We start from the raw sequence: 14,670 nt of genomic DNA, 5'->3' as shown, positions 1-14,670 counted from the left end.
CTCGCTGGAAACGGGCCCGCACGTGCGGGCCGGATGGAATCCGGGGTCGGTCCGACCCCGCATCCAGACTACGGCACGCACCAGCGCGTCACCCGCGATGCGAGGCCGACACCGGCACCGGCGACGGCGTCTTCGCGAGGCGCTCCGCTAGGCTGAGACGGATGAGCACGCGAAGCCCCGGCGGCGACGTCCCGATCCGCCGCATCGACCGCATCCTGGCGTTCATGTCCCTGGGTCTGCTCGCGCTGTCGATCGTGTGCTTCTTCGCGATCATGATCGGATCGGGAGCGGGCGCCGACATGGCCACGGGCGTCTGGCCGGCGGTGGGCTTCACCGTCTATTTCGCACCTCCGATCGCCTTCGTGATGCTGTTGACGGTGCTCATCATGACGCTCGTGCGGAGGGCACGGGCCAACCGCGGGTCCTGAGTGGTCTCCGACGAGCGCGCTCTCGCCCTGCAGCTCGCAGGCCTCGATGACGCGCGACTCGCCGAGACGTTCGCGGCCCGCTCCGTCTCCGCCGCGGTGGGTTGGCGCGATTTCTTCGACGCCGCCGAAGGCCTCCTCGAGCCGGCCTCGATCGACCGGGCGCTGACGCGCCTGCCGCGCCGCGCGCTCGCGTCGCTGGCGGCCGCCGTCGACGGCGGCCGGGCGGCGACCGACGCCGTGCCGGAGACTCTGCAGCTCCTCGTCGACGGCACCACGCCACAGGCCGTCGCCGAGCGCGTGCGGCGCCTGCACCGCGCGCATCCGACCGCTTTCGATGCTCGTGCCGACGACGCGCCCGGCCCCGCGAGCACCGCCCAGGAGGCGGCCGCGGCGGAGCGGGCCTTCACCGCCACCGGTGCGCTGGCGGATCTGCTGCTCGGGGCCGACCACACCTCCCTGACGCTGACCGCCACGGGCACGGTGAGCGCGAGCGATCGACGGCGCCTGCTCGAGGCGGGGATCGTCGCCGACGCGGAAGAGCTCGACGATCTGGTCGCGGTCGCGCGCGCGGCGGGGCTCGTCGACGCGAGGGATCGCGAGGCCACCGTCTCGGACGGGGGCGACCGGTGGCTGCGACTCCCCACCGCAGCGAGGTGGGAGCACGCCATGACCGGCGTGCACGCGGCACTGCCGGCCGGGGTCCGCGACGAGGCGGACGGCCTCCAGCCGGTGTCGCTCTGGCCGGACGGCAATCCGCTCGATGACGACTGGCCGGCGCTTGCGCGGCAGTGGGCGCGCATCGTGGTGCGGTGGGGACTGTTCGCCGACGACGGCGCCGAGCCCTCCTGGACGCGATCGCTGCGCGAGACGGGCATCGTCAGCGCGTCGGCGCTGCTCCCCCACCTCCCCGCCGAGATCGACAAGGTGTACCTGCAGGCCGATCTGTCCGTGATCGCGCCCGGCCCGCTCCAGCCCGACCTCGAGCTCCGCCTGCGCCGCATCGCCGCGCGCGAGTCCCGCGCGCAGGCTTCGACCTACCGGTTCACGGGCGAGTCCCTCGACGCGGGCCTCGCCGACGGCGAGACCGCGGCGAGCATCCGCGCCTTCCTCGGCGAGCTGTCTCTCACCGGCATCCCGCAGCCCCTCGAGTACCTGGTCGACAGCACGGCGGAACGTCACGGCGCGGTGCGGGTGCGCTCCGACGTGCAGCGGGACCTCACCGTGGTCGAGACCGACGACCCCGACCGTCGTGAGGCGCTGTCGGTCGATCAGTCGCTGCGGCCCCTGGGCCTCGTTCTCGACGACGGGGTGCTGCTCACGCGCGTCGGCCGCGACGCCGTCTCGTGGGCCCTCGCCGACGCGCGCTATCCGGTCACGGTGATCGGCGACGACGGCCGGCCGACGTCACCGAGGCGGAGTCGACGCACGACGGCCGCATCGGCGCCCGCGCCCGCCCGGTACGACGAGCTGATCGCGCGCCTGCGCTCCGGGCACAGCACCGACAGCGACGAGGCGTGGCTCGAGCGGGAACTCGAACAGGCCGTGCGAGCCCGCGCGGCGGTTCGGGTGACGGTGCGGATGCCCGACGGCAGCGACCGCGAGCTGACCCTCGAGGCCTCGGGACTCGGCGGTGGAAGGCTGCGGGGACTCGACCGCGCCGCCGACGTCGAGCGCACCCTGCCGCTGCGGAGCATCGTCGCCGTCGCGCCCGCGGAGTGACGCCCCCTTCGCAGCCCGGTAGAATCGAACGCTATGGCTGACGGCCCCCTCATCGTTCAGAGCGACCGCACGGTGCTCCTCGAAGTCGCGCATCCCGACGCGGAGACCGCGCGTCACGAGCTCGCGATCTTCGCCGAGCTCGAGCGCGCGCCCGAGCACATCCACACCTACCGGATCACTCGGCTGGGCCTGTGGAACGCCCGCGCGGCGGGCCACGACTCCGACGACATGCTCGCGACCCTCGACCGCTGGTCGCGCTTTCCGGTGCCGCCTTCGGTGTCGACCGACATCCGGGAGACCGTCGCCCGCTACGGCCGCCTCACGATCGAGCGCACCGACGACGGCTCGCTCGTGCTGCGCTCCGGCGATGCTGCGGTGCTCGCCGAGGTCACCAAGAACAAGCGCATCCAGCCGCTGCTGGTCGGGCGCCCGTCGCCGGACAGCCACCTCATCGACGCGTGGGCGCGAGGCCACATCAAGCAGGAGCTGCTGAAGATCGGTTGGCCGGCCGAAGACCTCGCCGGCTACACCCCCGGCACGCCGCACGAGATCGACCTGGCCGAAGACGGCTGGACCCTCCGCCCGTATCAGCGCCAGGCCGTCGACATCTTCCACGACGGCGGCTCCGGCGTCGTGGTGCTCCCCTGCGGCGCGGGCAAGACCCTCGTCGGCGCCGGCGCGATGGCCGCGACCAAGACCACCACGCTCATCCTCGTGACCAACACCGTCAGCGCACGCCAGTGGCGCGACGAGCTGCTCAAGCGCACCTCCCTCACGCCGGAGGAGATCGGCGAGTACTCCGGCCAGTCCAAAGAGGTGAAGCCGGTCACCATCGCGACGTACCAGATCCTCACCGCGAAGCGGAAGGGCCAGTACGCGCACCTCGCACTCCTGGACGCGCTGGACTGGGGACTGGTCGTCTACGACGAGGTCCACCTGCTGCCGGCGCCCGTCTTCAAGCTCACCGCCGACCTGCAGGCGCGGCGGCGCCTGGGCCTCACCGCCACCCTGGTGCGCGAGGACGGGCGCGAAGGCGACGTGTTCAGCCTCATCGGACCGAAGCGGTTCGACGCGCCGTGGAAGGAGATCGAGTCGCAGGGCTTCATCTCCCCCGCCGCCTGCTACGAGGTGCGCGTCGACCTCCCGGCCACGGAGCGCCTCGAATACGCGGCGGCCGCCGACGACGACCGCTACCGGATGGCCGCGACCGCGCCGGCGAAGATCGGTGTCGTGCGCGATCTGGTCGCCCGTCACGACGGCGAGCGCATCCTCATCATCGGTCAGTACCTCGAACAGATCGACACCCTCGCAGACGCCCTCCACGCACCGAAGATCACCGGGCAGACCCCGGTCGACGAGCGCGAAGAGCTGTACCAGGCGTTCCGCGAGGGCGAGATCTCCGTGCTGGTCGTGTCCAAGGTCGCCAACTTCTCCATCGACCTCCCGGAGGCGTCGGTGGCCATCCAGGTGTCGGGCTCCTTCGGGTCGCGGCAGGAGGAGGCGCAGCGTCTGGGCAGGCTCCTGCGCCCGAAGACCTCGGGCCACACCGCCAGCTTCTACACCCTCATCGCCCGAGACACCGTCGACCAGGACTTCGCGCAGAACCGCCAGCGATTCCTCGCCGAACAGGGCTACGCCTACACGATCATGGACGCCGATCGGCTCGACGCCGCGTGATGGATGCGGGGCGAACCGGCCGATATCCAGCAGGTTCCGGAAAACCCCGACCATAATGACCCTATGACCGCACCGCGCATCCTCGTCGTCGACGACGAGCCGAACATCCGTGACCTGCTCATCACGAGCCTGCGTTTCGCCGGCTTCCAGGTCCGCGCCGTGACCAACGGAGCGCAGACGATCTCGGCCGTGCTCGAAGAGGAACCCGACCTCATCGTGCTCGATGTCATGCTCCCCGACATGAACGGCTTCAGCGTGACCAAACGGCTCCGCGGAGCCGGCTACACCGCGCCGATCCTGTTCCTCACCGCCAAAGACGAGACCGACGACAAGATCACCGGCCTCAACGCCGGCGGCGACGACTACGTGACCAAGCCCTTCAGCCTCGACGAGATCGTCGCGCGCATCCAGGCCATCCTGCGCCGCACGATGCAGGCCGACGAGGACTCGATCATCCGCGCCGGCGAGATCACGATGGACCAGGACACGCACGACGTGCAGGTCGGTGAGACCGCCATCGAGCTGAGCCCGACCGAGTTCAAGCTGCTGCGCTACCTCATGCTGAACCCGAACCGCGTGCTGTCCAAGGCGCAGATTCTCGATCACGTGTGGGAGTACGACTTCAACGGCGATGCCGGCATCGTCGAGAGCTACATCTCCTACCTCCGCCGCAAGATCGACCCGCACGCGACCGAGCCGCTCATCCAGACCAAGCGCGGGTTCGGCTACATGCTGAAGACGGGCAAGTCCGCCTGATCCGGCACACGACGCGGCACACGGTCGCGGGAGGGGGCGGACACCCTGGGTTCTGAAACGGACGCCGTCACCCGGTGGTGGCGCGGCATCAGCCTGCGCGCGAAGGTCACCGGCGTCACGGTGACCCTGCTCGCGGTCGGGCTGTTCGCGGCCGGATTCGGCACGATGACGTTCCTGCGCAGCACGCTCTACAACAACATCGACGCGAGCGTGCGCGGCTACGCCTCGACCGACGCGGTCAGCGGCCTGATCGATGTCGTCGTCGAAGGCGGGCAGGTCTCGTTCACGCCGCGCGATGAAGACGACGTGCCGCCGACACCGTACTTCGTGGCCGTCTACGGACCCGACGGCGCCCTCGAGGCGATCGCGGGCGGTTCGGGGGGCCTCGAACCGGACTTCCCCGACGAGTTCACCCTGCAGGCCACCGCCGCGCGGGGTCTGCAGCCGTTCGCCCTTCCCGACATCGAGGGCGACGAACGCTTCCTCGCGGCGGTCGACGTCTTCCAGCCCGACGGCGTCGGCGATCTCTTCACCCAGATGGTCGTCGTCTCGACCGCGTCGACCAACCAGGTCGTGGCGACCTTCCTCGGCATCTACGCCGTCATCTCCGTGGTCATCCTCGGCGCCGGCGCCCTCGGCACGAGGTGGCTGGTCACCCTGACCTTCCGCAGCCTCGGCCAGGTCGAAGACACCGCCATGTCGATCGCGGCCGGAGATTTCAGCCAGCGCATGACCGACATCGAGCCGCGCACCGAGGTCGGCCGCCTCAAGATCGCCATCAACACGATGCTCGGCCGCATCGACGCGGCCATCTCGCAGCGCGAAGCCACGGTGCGCCAGATGCGCCGCTTCATCGGCGACGCCAGCCATGAGCTGCGAACCCCCCTGGTCACCGTGCGCGGATACGCCGAGCTCTACCGGATGGGGGCGATCCCCACCGGTGACGACACCGCTCAGGCGATGGACCGCATCGAGAAGGAGGCCATCCGCATGGGCGTCCTCGTCGAGGACCTGCTGGCCCTGGCCCGCCTCGACGAGCGGCGCGACGTCGACATCGCTCCGGTCGATCTGCGTCCCATCGCCCGGGATGCGGCGCTCGACGTGCGCGCGACCTCGCCCCGGCGCACCGTCACGGTCATCGAGGCGCTCGACGCCGTGCTCCCGGGAGGGGAACGTTCCGCGGACAGCCCCGACACCGCCGACGCCAAGAAGCGCAGCGCTCCGACCACCACCGCGATCGCCCGCGCCGGGGCGTCGCTTCTTCGCCGCCGCTCCCGGCAGAGCGCGCAGACGGCCGCGGATCCCGACGCCGACACGCTGCCGATCGCCGTGCGACGCCCGCAGCCGGTCGTCAGCGGCGACGAGAACCGCATCCGGCAGGTGGTCGCCAACCTGCTGGGCAACGCCCGGCGCTTCACCGGCGACGACTCCCCCATCGAGTTGCGGGTGGGGGTCGACCCGGTCGCGGCCACGGGGTGGATCGAGGTGATCGACCACGGCGAGGGTGTGCCCGATCAGCTCAAGGACAAGATCTTCCAGCGGTTCTGGCGCGCCGACACATCGCGCACCCGCGAGACCGGCGGCACGGGCCTCGGCCTGTCGATCGTGGCATCGATCGTGGATGCCCTGCACGGCGACGTCGGCGTGCTCGACACCCCCGGCGGCGGCGCGACGTTCCGCGTGTCGTTCCCCCTGGCCGAGCAGCGCGAGCCCGAGGAGCACCTGCTCATCGAGACCCAGCCGCTCCCGCGTCTCGAGCGCGACACCCTCTGAACCTCTCCTCCCCACCCGCCGACGGATGGGCCCGCTCCACCGGGAGCGATGGACGCCAACGCCGTCGGTTCACCCCGACCTAGCGTGGGGATCCCGAAGAGAAAGGGATGCTCCCATGGCAGTGTTCTCCGTCGACAGCGACGCCGTCCTCAGCACCACGACCGCCGTCCGCGGCACGGTCGACCGACTTCAGGGCGAGGTGCACGCGATGCTCGCGCAGCTCACCCAGCTGCAGTCCTCGTGGACCGGACCGGCGGCGATGGCCTTCCAGGGCGTCGTCGAGCAGTGGCGCGGCACGCAGCGGCAGGTGGAGGAATCGCTCGCGACAATCAGCGCCGCGCTCGAGCAGGCCGGCCGTCAGTACGCCGACGCCGAACAGACGACCGCGGGCCTGTTCCGGTAGACGACGAAGCGCCCCTCCGCGAGGAGGGGCGCTTCGTGCTGTCGGATCTTCGCGACCTCGACCGGTGGGATCAGAAGTCCATGCCGCCGGTGGGGTCTGCCGGAGCGGCCGCGGCCTTCTCGGGCTTGTCGGCGACGACGGCCTCGGTGGTGAGGAACAGGCCCGCGATCGACGCGGCGTTCTGCAGCGCCGAACGGGTGACCTTCGCCGGGTCGATGATGCCCTGCTCGAACAGGTCGGCGTACTCGCCGGTCGCGGCGTTCAGACCGTGACCAAGGGGCAGCTCGGCGACCTTGTTCGCCACGACGCCCGGCTCCATGCCGGCGTTCAGAGCGATCTGCTTCAGCGGAGCCTCGATCGCGACCTTCACGATGTTGGCGCCGGTCGCCTCGTCACCGGTGAGCTCGACGTTCGCGAACGCGCCCTTGCCGGCCTGAATGAGGGCCACGCCACCACCGGCGACGACACCTTCCTCGACGGCGGCCTTCGCGTTGCGGACGGCGTCCTCGATGCGGTGCTTGCGCTCCTTGAGCTCGACCTCGGTCGCCGCACCAGCCTTGATGACGGCCACGCCGCCGGCGAGCTTGGCGAGGCGCTCCTGGAGCTTCTCGCGGTCGTAGTCGCTGTCGGTGTTGTCGATCTCGCGACGGATCTGGGTCACGCGACCCTCGATCTGGTCCGCCTCGCCGGCGCCCTCGACGATCGTGGTCTCGTCCTTGGTGATGATCACCTTGCGAGCACGGCCGAGGAGGTCCAGCGTGGTGTTCTCGAGCTTGAGGCCCACCTCTTCGGTGATGACCTGGCCGCCGGTGAGGATCGCGATGTCCTGCAGCTGAGCCTTGCGACGGTCGCCGAAGCCGGGAGCCTTGACGGCAGCCGACTTGAAGATGCCGCGGATCTTGTTCAGCACCAAGGTCGCGAGGGCTTCGCCCTCGACGTCCTCGGCGATGATGAGGAGCTCCTTGCCGTCCTGGATCACCTTGTCGACGATCGGCAGAAGGTCCTTGATGTTCGAGATCTTCTGGTTCGCGATGAGGATGTAGGGGTCCTCGAAGACGACTTCCTGACGCTCGGGGTCGGTGACGAAGTAGGGGTTGATGTACCCCTTGTCGAAGCGCATGCCCTCGGTGAGCTCGAGCTCGGTGCCGAAGGTCTGCGACTCCTCGACGGTCACGACGCCTTCCTTGCCGACCTTGTCGATCGCCTCGGCGATGAGCTCGCCGATCTCGGGGTCAGCGGCGGAGATCGACGCGGTCGCGGCGATCTGCTCCTTCGACTCGACCTCCTTGGCGTCGGCCAGCAGCTGGTCGGTGATCATCTTGACGGCCTTCTCGATGCCGCGCTTGAGCGAGATCGGGTCGGCGCCGGCTGCGACGTTGCGCAGACCCTCGCGGACGAGTGCCTGAGCGAGAACGGTGGCGGTCGTGGTGCCGTCGCCCGCGACGTCGTCGGTCTTCTTGGCGACCTCCTTGACGAGCTCCGCGCCGATCTTCTCGTACGGGTCGTCGAGTTCGATCTCCTTGGCGATCGAGACGCCGTCGTTGGTGATGGTGGGGGCGCCCCACTTCTTCTCCAGCACGACGTTGCGCCCACGCGGGCCCAGGGTCACCTTGACGGCGTCGGCCAGCGTGTTGAGGCCGCGCTCGAGGCCGCGACGGGCCTCTTCATCGAAAGCGATCATCTTTGCCATGTGTGTGTCGTCCCTCCCGGACGTTGGCCTTCGGTCATTAGCACTCGTATGAGACGAGTGCTAATACATTCTGGCACTCGCCCCCGGGGAGTGCAAGCCACCGTCCGTGTTCACGACGAAGGGCGGGATGCCGCAGCATCCCGCCCTTCCTCACGCGCTCGGCGCGCGACGTGACGGCGCGTCAGGCGACGACGCGAACGGACTCCGCCTGCGGGCCCTTCTGGCCCGACCCGACGGTGAACTCGACCGCCTGTCCTTCTTCGAGCACGCGGAAACCGCTCATCTCGATGTTGGAGTAGTGGACGAAGACGTCCTGCCCGTCGGTCACGGTGATGAAGCCGAAACCCTTCTCGGCGTTGAACCACTTGACGGTGCCCTGAGCCATGCGAATCTCCTGTAGTGCGGTGGGACAGGCTCATCGTAGGCAGACGCGAATTCACCGAACCGCCATCACAGCAACTGTTGACAGGGGCGCATAGAAGTATTTACCGGCGTGAAACAACCGCTGGTCCCGAGGGGGTTCGCGTCAGGGAGCGGGCGTCTCCTCCGACGCGCTGTCGGTGTGGTCGAGGCCGATGACCACGGTCAGCTGAGCCGATTCGCTCTCGTCGACGTCTTCGGTGGCGGCGTCGTCGGTCGGCTGGTAGAAGTCGCTCTGCTCGATGCGTGCCCCGTCGAGCAGCTCGGCGACGCCCGCCGCGGCGGCTTCGTCGCCGGGGAAGGCGTAGTACACGGTCGTCTCGGCGAAGTCGGAGGTTCCCGCTTCGCTCGCGTTGACCTGATCGGCGGACCACCCGGCCTCGACGAGCACGTCCTTGACCTGCGTGGCGAGACCCGCCTCGGGCGTGGCGTTGAGCACGAGCACGTCGTACGCGGTGTCGATCACCGGCTCGATGGTCGCCGTGGGCGTCGGCTCGGGAGCGGCGTCGGGAGCGAGGGAGACGCGTCCGCTGAGGACCAGCGTCGCGAAGATGCCCGCGACGATGAGCACGAGAGTGGCGACCGCGGCCCACAGGAAGACGACCCACCCGCGCATGTGCGGGTTCTCGGCCCGGTGGGCGCCGACGCGCCCGCTGTCCGCGGGGAGGTCGTCGAAGCGATCCCGCGGGTAGGTCGATTTCGGCACCCCACGATGCTACCGGCACCCGTCGGTGAACCCGGGAATCCGCCCCGAGGGCTGCTCAGCCCGGCATCGACCGGGTCGCGCGCCCGGATTCGGACACGTCGCGGCGCCGCCGCAGGCGCTTCACCAGCATCGGGTCATGACGCTGCGCCTCGACCGTGTCGATCAGCCGGTCGAGCAGCTGATAGTAGCGAGCCGGGGCGAGCCCGAGTTCCGCGCGGATCGCCTCCTCCTTGGCTCCGACGTGGCGATGCCACTGCGCCTCGAAATCGAGGAGCGCACGGTCGCGGTCGGAGAGGGACACGTCGTCCACGGTAACCGTGCCGGCACCGTCATCCCGTAAGCCACTCCAGGGATGCGCCGAGCGGATCCGCGTAGGCCAGCGGCGCGCCGTCGCGGTGCAGCACGAACCGGCCCGCACCCGGGTCGACGGGCGCGGTCCACCGATCGTGCGCCTGCAGCGGGTCCAGCGACACCCAGATGGCCCCGGTGTCGGCGATGGCGCCGATGAGCCGCTCACGCGCCGCCCGGGGCAGGTGGGGCAGGAGCCCCAGAGTCGACACGACCGGGGTGAGCCCGTCGGGCATCCCCGAGAGAAGCCGAGGGACGAGATCGGGATCGCTCGCGTCGCCGGATGCCACCTCGATCGGCTCGCGACGGGCGAGATCGAGCGCGGCCTCGATCCGCTGCGCTCGACCCCGCTCCCCCGGCCACACCAGGGCCATGAGGAAGGCGCGGTCATCGGGATCGCCCGCCGACATCGGTGTGAGGTCGGCGCCCATCCGCCACCGGATCTCAGGCAGGCGCAGCGGAGCGTCGCCCGTGATGTTCGCGTCGAGGACGACCGGCGACATGCCGGAAGGCGGGTCGAGTCGCACGTCGGGGTGATCCGGCCGGCGGTAGCGGTACGAGTAGCGGTCGGGCTGCAGACAGAGACCGGCGCTCGCACCCACCTCGAGGAAGCCGATCGGTCCGGGGATCGTCGCGAGCGCCGGCAGCAGGGCGGCGCACCGCAGGGGCTCGTTGGTCTGCAGCGAGCGTCGCGACGTCTCCTCGACGACGGCGTCGGCGTGCTCCAGGAGCCAGTCGCGCCAACGCGAGAAGGCCTGCTCGGGCGCGCCCAGCATCCGCGTGACGGCGAACACGAGCGGTGGCTGCCGGCGAGAGGCCGGGATGCGCGCGAGCACGTGGCACACGTCGACGTCATCGGCGACACCCGCCGCCCACTCCGCGTAGAGAGAGGATCGTGATGGAGCTTCCGCCACCGCGAACCGCCGATAGCGATCGGCGACCTCGGCCACGGCATCCATGCGCCCATTGTCCGCTGTCGGCGTCATCATCGTCACACTCGGCGCCCGATGCGGCGCGCTGCGGTTGAATGGAGGGGAAGGAGATCTCCATGGACTATTCCGTCGACAAGACCGACGCGCAGTGGCGCGAAGAGCTCACCCCCGAGCAGTACCAGGTGCTGCGCGAGGCCGGCACCGAGCGTCCCTGGACCGGTGAACTCCTCGACGAGGAGCGCGCCGGGCTCTACACGTGTGCCGCGTGCGGCGCCGAGCTGTTCAAGAGCGGCACCAAGTTCGACTCCCACTGCGGCTGGCCGAGCTTCTACGAGTCGATCCGCCCCGACGCGGTGCAGCTGCTCGAGGACAACAGCCACGGCATGGAGCGCACCGAGGTGCGCTGTGCGTCCTGCGGCTCGCACCTCGGTCACGTGTTCCCCGACGGCTTCGGCACCCCCACCGGCGACCGTTACTGCATGAACTCCCTCTCGATGAACTTCACGCCCGAGAACGACGCGTGACCACAGTCGTCGAGGCGATGCGCCGGCGGCGCTCGCTGTCGAAGGTCACCGACGCGGCTCCCAGCCACGACGAACTGCTCGATCTCGTGGCCGCTGCCGGACGCGTGGCCGACCACTCGTCGCTGAAGCCGTGGCGGATCATCGAGATCCGCGGGTCCGGACGCGAACGTCTCGGCCGCGCCCTCAACAAGGCAGAGGGACGCAAGGGCGTTTCGACCAAGCCCCTGCGCGCGCCGCTCGTGCTCGCCGTCGTCGTGCGCTTCCGCAAGAGCAAGGTGCCGCACTGGGAGCAGGAGGCCGTCGCCTCGGGTGTCGCCCACATGCTGAGCCTCGCCCTCGACGACGCCGGCTGGGGCGTCTTCTGGCGCACCGGCGGCGCGACGCGGAGCAAGGCGGTCGCGAAGGCCCACGGGCTGACGAAGAACGAGGAGCTCCTCGGGTGGCTCTACGTCGGCGGCAAGCCGACGCGGTCGAGGCCGCTGCGCGGCAAGGAGATCGACCCGACGACCTTCGTCTCGTCGATGCCCGGGAAGAAGCGCTCGCGCTGACCCTCAGCGCCGACGGCGCGGGAACACGGCGATCGCCGCACCGAGCAGAGCGACCGCCGACACGGCGAGGCCGGTGAGCAGTCCGGGACTCGCCGCCGTCGGCCACAGCGCATCGAGCAGGACCGACGTCAGGAGCTGACCGACGACGGCGCCGAGCCCCATGAGCAGCACCCCGGTGTAGGGCACGACGGCGGCGCCGATGAAGATGTATGCGACGCCGCACGCGCCGCCGATGTAGAGCCACGGCTCCGCGGGGAAGGCCGCGGGCGCTCCGACGATGGCGACGTGCACGGCTGCCGCGACGAGCAAGACGATGGTGCCGCCGGCGAAGTTCACCGCCGTGGCCGTGAGCGCAGAGCCGACGCGCTGCCGCAGGCGCCCGTTCGTCGCCTGCTGCCACGCGATGCCGGCTCCCACGAGGAACGGCAGCAGCAGCATCCACCACGGCACGCTGTTCACCGGCGAACCCACCACCGACAGCAGCACCGCGGCGACGGCGATGGCCGCCCCCACGACGCGGGAAACGGTCACGGCGACGACACCCGCCGGTCCGTAGCCGATCCGGTCGAGCACGAGTGCGCTCACCGCCTGCCCCGCGACCATGCCCACGGTGAACAGCGAGACGCCGATCACGGCCACGGTCAGGCTCTGGGTGGCGACGCTGAACGCCCCGGCGAGACCGCCGGCGAGCATCCACACCGGCAGCGTGCGCAGACGCAGTCCGTGCGCCAGCGCCACGACGCCCCGGCGCCCGGCGGGCAGGGCGGCGCTGAGAGCGACGAGGATCAGGAGGCCGGAGCCGAAGGACACCGCCGCGGCGACGAAGCCGTCCGTCAGCGCCGCTCCGAGAGAGCCGTTGACGCGAGCCTGCACCGCGGTCAGAACACCGATCGCCACGGCACCCGCCATCGCGAGCGTTCGATGGGCGGCCATCCCCCCATCCTGCCCGCCCCGAGATGGAGCCGAGGACGGGACTCGAACCCGTAACCGCCCGATGACAACGTCGGGGTCGACACCAAGGGCACCGATGGAGCCGAGGACGGGACTCGAACCCGTAACCGCCCGATGACAACGTCGGGGTCGACACCAAGGGCACCAATGGAGCCGAGGACGGGACTCGAACCCGTAACCGCCCGATGACAACGTCGGGGTCGACACCAAGGGCACCGATGGAGCCGACTACGGGACTCGAACCCGTAACCGCCCGATTACAAGTCGGGTGCGCTACCAATTGCGCCAAGTCGGCAAGGGGTCCAGTCTACCCAGCCGACGCGCGGCTCACGATGTGGGGCTCGGGGTGGGAGCCGGGGTGGCCTCGTAGTAGGCGTCGCTGGAGACGGTCAGCACGAACTGCGCGAACTCCTTGGCGTTGTCGAGCGCTCCCACGTACGGCGTTCCGTTCACGAGCACCATGGGGGTGCCGGTGAGCGAGATGTCGTCGGTGTCGGGGATGCCGTCGAGTGCGCGGTCGGTGGCGGTCTTGGCCCACGCGGCGAACTTCTCCTCGACGATGCAGTCGCGCACCGTCTGCGGGTCGTCCGCGCCGGAAGCCTGAGCGAGGTCGGCGAGCTCGATGTCGGTATAGCCGTCGGTGTCGAGCTCGGGCTGCTGGCGCAGCAGGGTGTCGTTGAACTTGAAGAAGTCGTCGGGCGAGTAGTGCGCCATGCACGCGGCGGCGCTCGCGGCACGGATGGAGTACTTGGTGCCGTTCGACTTCGCGGTGAGCATCGCGACCGGGTAGTAGCTGAGGGTCGCGGCGTCTTCACTGACCCACTTCTGCAGCTGCTGTACGTTGGCGACCTGGAAGTCCTGCGCGCCGCTGGAGAGGTAGTCGACGTAGATGCGGATGTCGACGACGCCGGGTTCGGGCGTCTCGACCGGCTCCGCCTGGGCGGACATCGCGGCGTTCCCGGACGAGTCGCTCTCGTCGTCGGCCTCTTCCTCGCCCGCTGCGCTGTCGTCCATCTCCGTCGTGGTCGGCTCCGCGCCGACCGAGCCGACACCGGTCACATCGGTGACCTCGAAGCCGTCCTCGGTGACGTTCGCCGGCTGCGCCATCGGGCGCGAGGCGTTGCTGGAGACCGTCCAGGTGATCACGACGGCGACGGCGGCCACCACCGCCACGATGACCGTCGCGAGCGAGACCCGCTGGATCAGACGGGTGCGCGACTGTCGCTGCTGCACCTGCTTCGCCTTCGCGCGCACGGCGTCTCGGCGGTCGCCAGGGGTCGTTTCGGGACTGGTGTCGGGAGTCGATTCGTCGTGTGACATGGAACCTCGTGGGAGAACGTCGGCCGTAATGCTCCGGCGCGCCGCTCGGGGAGCGCGGCGTGGACGATGCTAGTCACCGACCCTGGGAAATGCCCAGACACCTCCGGTTCTTTGCCGCGTGGCATACTGGAGACACGCCCGATGGTGGGCGTGCGGGAGAGCCCCCGCTTCCATTCACTACGGATCGTCCGGCACGTACCTGCCGGTGAAGGAGAAAGACCATGGCGTCCGTCACGTTCGACAACGCAACCCGCTTGTACCCCGGAGGCCAGCGCCCCGCCGTCGACAAGCTCAACCTCGAGGTCGCCGATGGCGAGTTCCTCGTTCTCGTCGGCCCCTCCGGCTGCGGAAAGTCCACCTCGCTGCGCATGCTCGCCGGCCTCGAAGAGGTCAACTCGGGTGCCATCCGCATCGGCGAGCGCGACGTGACCGACGTGCCGCCGAAGGATCGCGACATCGCGATGGTGTTCCAGAA

At 69.9% G+C, this 14,670-nt stretch carries 16 protein-coding genes and 1 tRNA gene; 9 read left to right on the top strand and 8 right to left on the bottom strand.

Annotation, left to right across the window (positions count from 1 at the left end):
- Positions 1–161 precede the first annotated feature (161 nt).
- From B3S45_RS09150 to B3S45_RS09125, 6 genes are all read left to right on the top strand, one after another.
- On the top strand, positions 162–428 hold the full coding sequence (locus B3S45_RS09150) for a multidrug ABC transporter ATPase (RefSeq protein ID WP_071044472.1): 267 nt from the start codon (positions 162–164) through the stop codon (positions 426–428).
- Positions 429–2,147, top strand: coding sequence for a helicase-associated domain-containing protein (locus tag B3S45_RS09145; protein WP_286719913.1), 1,719 nt, complete (start codon positions 429–431; stop codon positions 2,145–2,147).
- Positions 2,148–2,180: 33 nt separating this feature from the next.
- Positions 2,181–3,824: a DNA repair helicase XPB gene (locus B3S45_RS09140; RefSeq protein WP_194384797.1), complete on the top strand. Its 1,644-nt coding sequence runs from the start codon at positions 2,181–2,183 to the stop codon at positions 3,822–3,824.
- Positions 3,825–3,887: 63 nt separating this feature from the next.
- Complete coding sequence (locus B3S45_RS09135) at positions 3,888–4,580, top strand: response regulator transcription factor (RefSeq protein WP_071044469.1); 693 nt, start codon at positions 3,888–3,890, stop codon at positions 4,578–4,580.
- 165 nt (positions 4,581–4,745) lie between these two features.
- Positions 4,746–6,353 (top strand): sensor histidine kinase, encoded by a 1,608-nt coding sequence (locus B3S45_RS09130; RefSeq protein ID WP_286719982.1) that lies wholly within the window; start codon positions 4,746–4,748, stop codon positions 6,351–6,353.
- Between the two features lie 115 nt (positions 6,354–6,468).
- Positions 6,469–6,756 carry a WXG100 family type VII secretion target gene (locus tag B3S45_RS09125; RefSeq protein ID WP_071044468.1) on the top strand — a complete coding sequence of 96 codons (288 nt, stop codon included), beginning with the start codon at positions 6,469–6,471 and terminating at the stop codon, positions 6,754–6,756.
- A gap of 70 nt (positions 6,757–6,826) precedes the next feature.
- Here B3S45_RS09125 and groL read toward each other — a convergent pair whose 3' ends face one another.
- The 5 genes from groL to B3S45_RS09100 form a co-directional block, all read right to left on the bottom strand.
- Positions 6,827–8,446 (bottom strand): chaperonin GroEL, encoded by a 1,620-nt coding sequence (gene groL / locus B3S45_RS09120; protein ID WP_071044467.1) that lies wholly within the window; start codon positions 8,444–8,446, stop codon positions 6,827–6,829.
- Between the two features lie 181 nt (positions 8,447–8,627).
- A complete protein-coding gene (locus tag B3S45_RS09115; protein ID WP_071044466.1) occupies positions 8,628–8,831 on the bottom strand; it encodes a cold-shock protein in 204 nt (67 codons plus the stop codon).
- 141 nt (positions 8,832–8,972) lie between these two features.
- Complete coding sequence (locus B3S45_RS09110) at positions 8,973–9,572, bottom strand: LytR C-terminal domain-containing protein (RefSeq protein WP_286719909.1); 600 nt, start codon at positions 9,570–9,572, stop codon at positions 8,973–8,975.
- Between the two features lie 55 nt (positions 9,573–9,627).
- Entirely contained in the window at positions 9,628–9,873 is a 246-nt protein-coding gene (locus tag B3S45_RS09105; RefSeq protein ID WP_071044563.1) for a DUF3263 domain-containing protein, read from the bottom strand.
- Positions 9,874–9,901: 28 nt separating this feature from the next.
- On the bottom strand, positions 9,902–10,879 hold the full coding sequence (locus B3S45_RS09100) for a DUF2332 domain-containing protein (protein ID WP_286719906.1): 978 nt from the start codon (positions 10,877–10,879) through the stop codon (positions 9,902–9,904).
- An 89-nt stretch (positions 10,880–10,968) separates the two neighbouring features.
- Between B3S45_RS09100 and msrB the strand changes: the two genes are divergently transcribed.
- Both msrB and B3S45_RS09090 read left to right on the top strand, forming a co-directional pair.
- Entirely contained in the window at positions 10,969–11,376 is a 408-nt protein-coding gene (gene msrB, locus B3S45_RS09095) for a peptide-methionine (R)-S-oxide reductase MsrB (RefSeq protein WP_071044463.1), read from the top strand.
- A gap of 17 nt (positions 11,377–11,393) precedes the next feature.
- Positions 11,394–11,924: a nitroreductase family protein gene (locus B3S45_RS09090; RefSeq protein WP_286719980.1), complete on the top strand. Its 531-nt coding sequence runs from the start codon at positions 11,394–11,396 to the stop codon at positions 11,922–11,924.
- A 3-nt stretch (positions 11,925–11,927) separates the two neighbouring features.
- Here B3S45_RS09090 and B3S45_RS09085 read toward each other — a convergent pair whose 3' ends face one another.
- From B3S45_RS09085 to B3S45_RS09075, 3 genes are all read right to left on the bottom strand, one after another.
- Positions 11,928–12,857, bottom strand: coding sequence for a DMT family transporter (locus tag B3S45_RS09085; RefSeq protein WP_286719903.1), 930 nt, complete (start codon positions 12,855–12,857; stop codon positions 11,928–11,930).
- A 237-nt stretch (positions 12,858–13,094) separates the two neighbouring features.
- Positions 13,095–13,170, bottom strand: a tRNA-Thr gene (locus B3S45_RS09080).
- Between the two features lie 32 nt (positions 13,171–13,202).
- A complete protein-coding gene (locus B3S45_RS09075; RefSeq protein WP_071044461.1) occupies positions 13,203–14,195 on the bottom strand; it encodes a DsbA family protein in 993 nt (330 codons plus the stop codon).
- A 221-nt stretch (positions 14,196–14,416) separates the two neighbouring features.
- On the opposite strand from B3S45_RS09075, the gene B3S45_RS09070 reads away from it, so the two are divergent.
- The coding region (locus B3S45_RS09070) for an ATP-binding cassette domain-containing protein (RefSeq protein WP_286719900.1) at positions 14,417–14,670 on the top strand (254 nt) is incomplete at its 3' end.

This window comes from Microbacterium sp. UBA1612 (assembly GCF_002321605.1).
Taxonomy (GTDB): Bacteria; Actinomycetota; Actinomycetes; order Actinomycetales; family Microbacteriaceae; genus Microbacterium; species Microbacterium luteum.
The sequence above is the reverse complement of the archived record's forward strand: the minus strand, read 5'-3'. Positions and strand labels throughout refer to the sequence as shown.

What these genes read in the sequence shown, in the direction of transcription:
- groL (WP_071044467.1), bottom strand. Translation starts at nt 8,446, where the DNA reads ATGGCAAAGATGATCGCTTTCGATGAAGAGGCCCGTCGCGGCCTCGAG.
- B3S45_RS09125 (WP_071044468.1), top strand. Translation starts at nt 6,469, where the DNA reads ATGGCAGTGTTCTCCGTCGACAGCGACGCCGTCCTCAGCACCACGACC.
- B3S45_RS09075 (WP_071044461.1), bottom strand. Translation starts at nt 14,195, where the DNA reads ATGTCACACGACGAATCGACTCCCGACACCAGTCCCGAAACGACCCCT.
- B3S45_RS09090 (WP_286719980.1), top strand. Translation starts at nt 11,394, where the DNA reads ATGCGCCGGCGGCGCTCGCTGTCGAAGGTCACCGACGCGGCTCCCAGC.
- B3S45_RS09150 (WP_071044472.1), top strand. Translation starts at nt 162, where the DNA reads ATGAGCACGCGAAGCCCCGGCGGCGACGTCCCGATCCGCCGCATCGAC.
- B3S45_RS09100 (WP_286719906.1), bottom strand. Translation starts at nt 10,879, where the DNA reads ATGGATGCCGTGGCCGAGGTCGCCGATCGCTATCGGCGGTTCGCGGTG.
- B3S45_RS09085 (WP_286719903.1), bottom strand. Translation starts at nt 12,857, where the DNA reads ATGGCCGCCCATCGAACGCTCGCGATGGCGGGTGCCGTGGCGATCGGT.
- msrB (WP_071044463.1), top strand. Translation starts at nt 10,969, where the DNA reads ATGGACTATTCCGTCGACAAGACCGACGCGCAGTGGCGCGAAGAGCTC.
- B3S45_RS09135 (WP_071044469.1), top strand. Translation starts at nt 3,888, where the DNA reads ATGACCGCACCGCGCATCCTCGTCGTCGACGACGAGCCGAACATCCGT.
- B3S45_RS09140 (WP_194384797.1), top strand. Translation starts at nt 2,181, where the DNA reads ATGGCTGACGGCCCCCTCATCGTTCAGAGCGACCGCACGGTGCTCCTC.
- B3S45_RS09130 (WP_286719982.1), top strand. Translation starts at nt 4,746, where the DNA reads ATGACGTTCCTGCGCAGCACGCTCTACAACAACATCGACGCGAGCGTG.
- B3S45_RS09115 (WP_071044466.1), bottom strand. Translation starts at nt 8,831, where the DNA reads ATGGCTCAGGGCACCGTCAAGTGGTTCAACGCCGAGAAGGGTTTCGGC.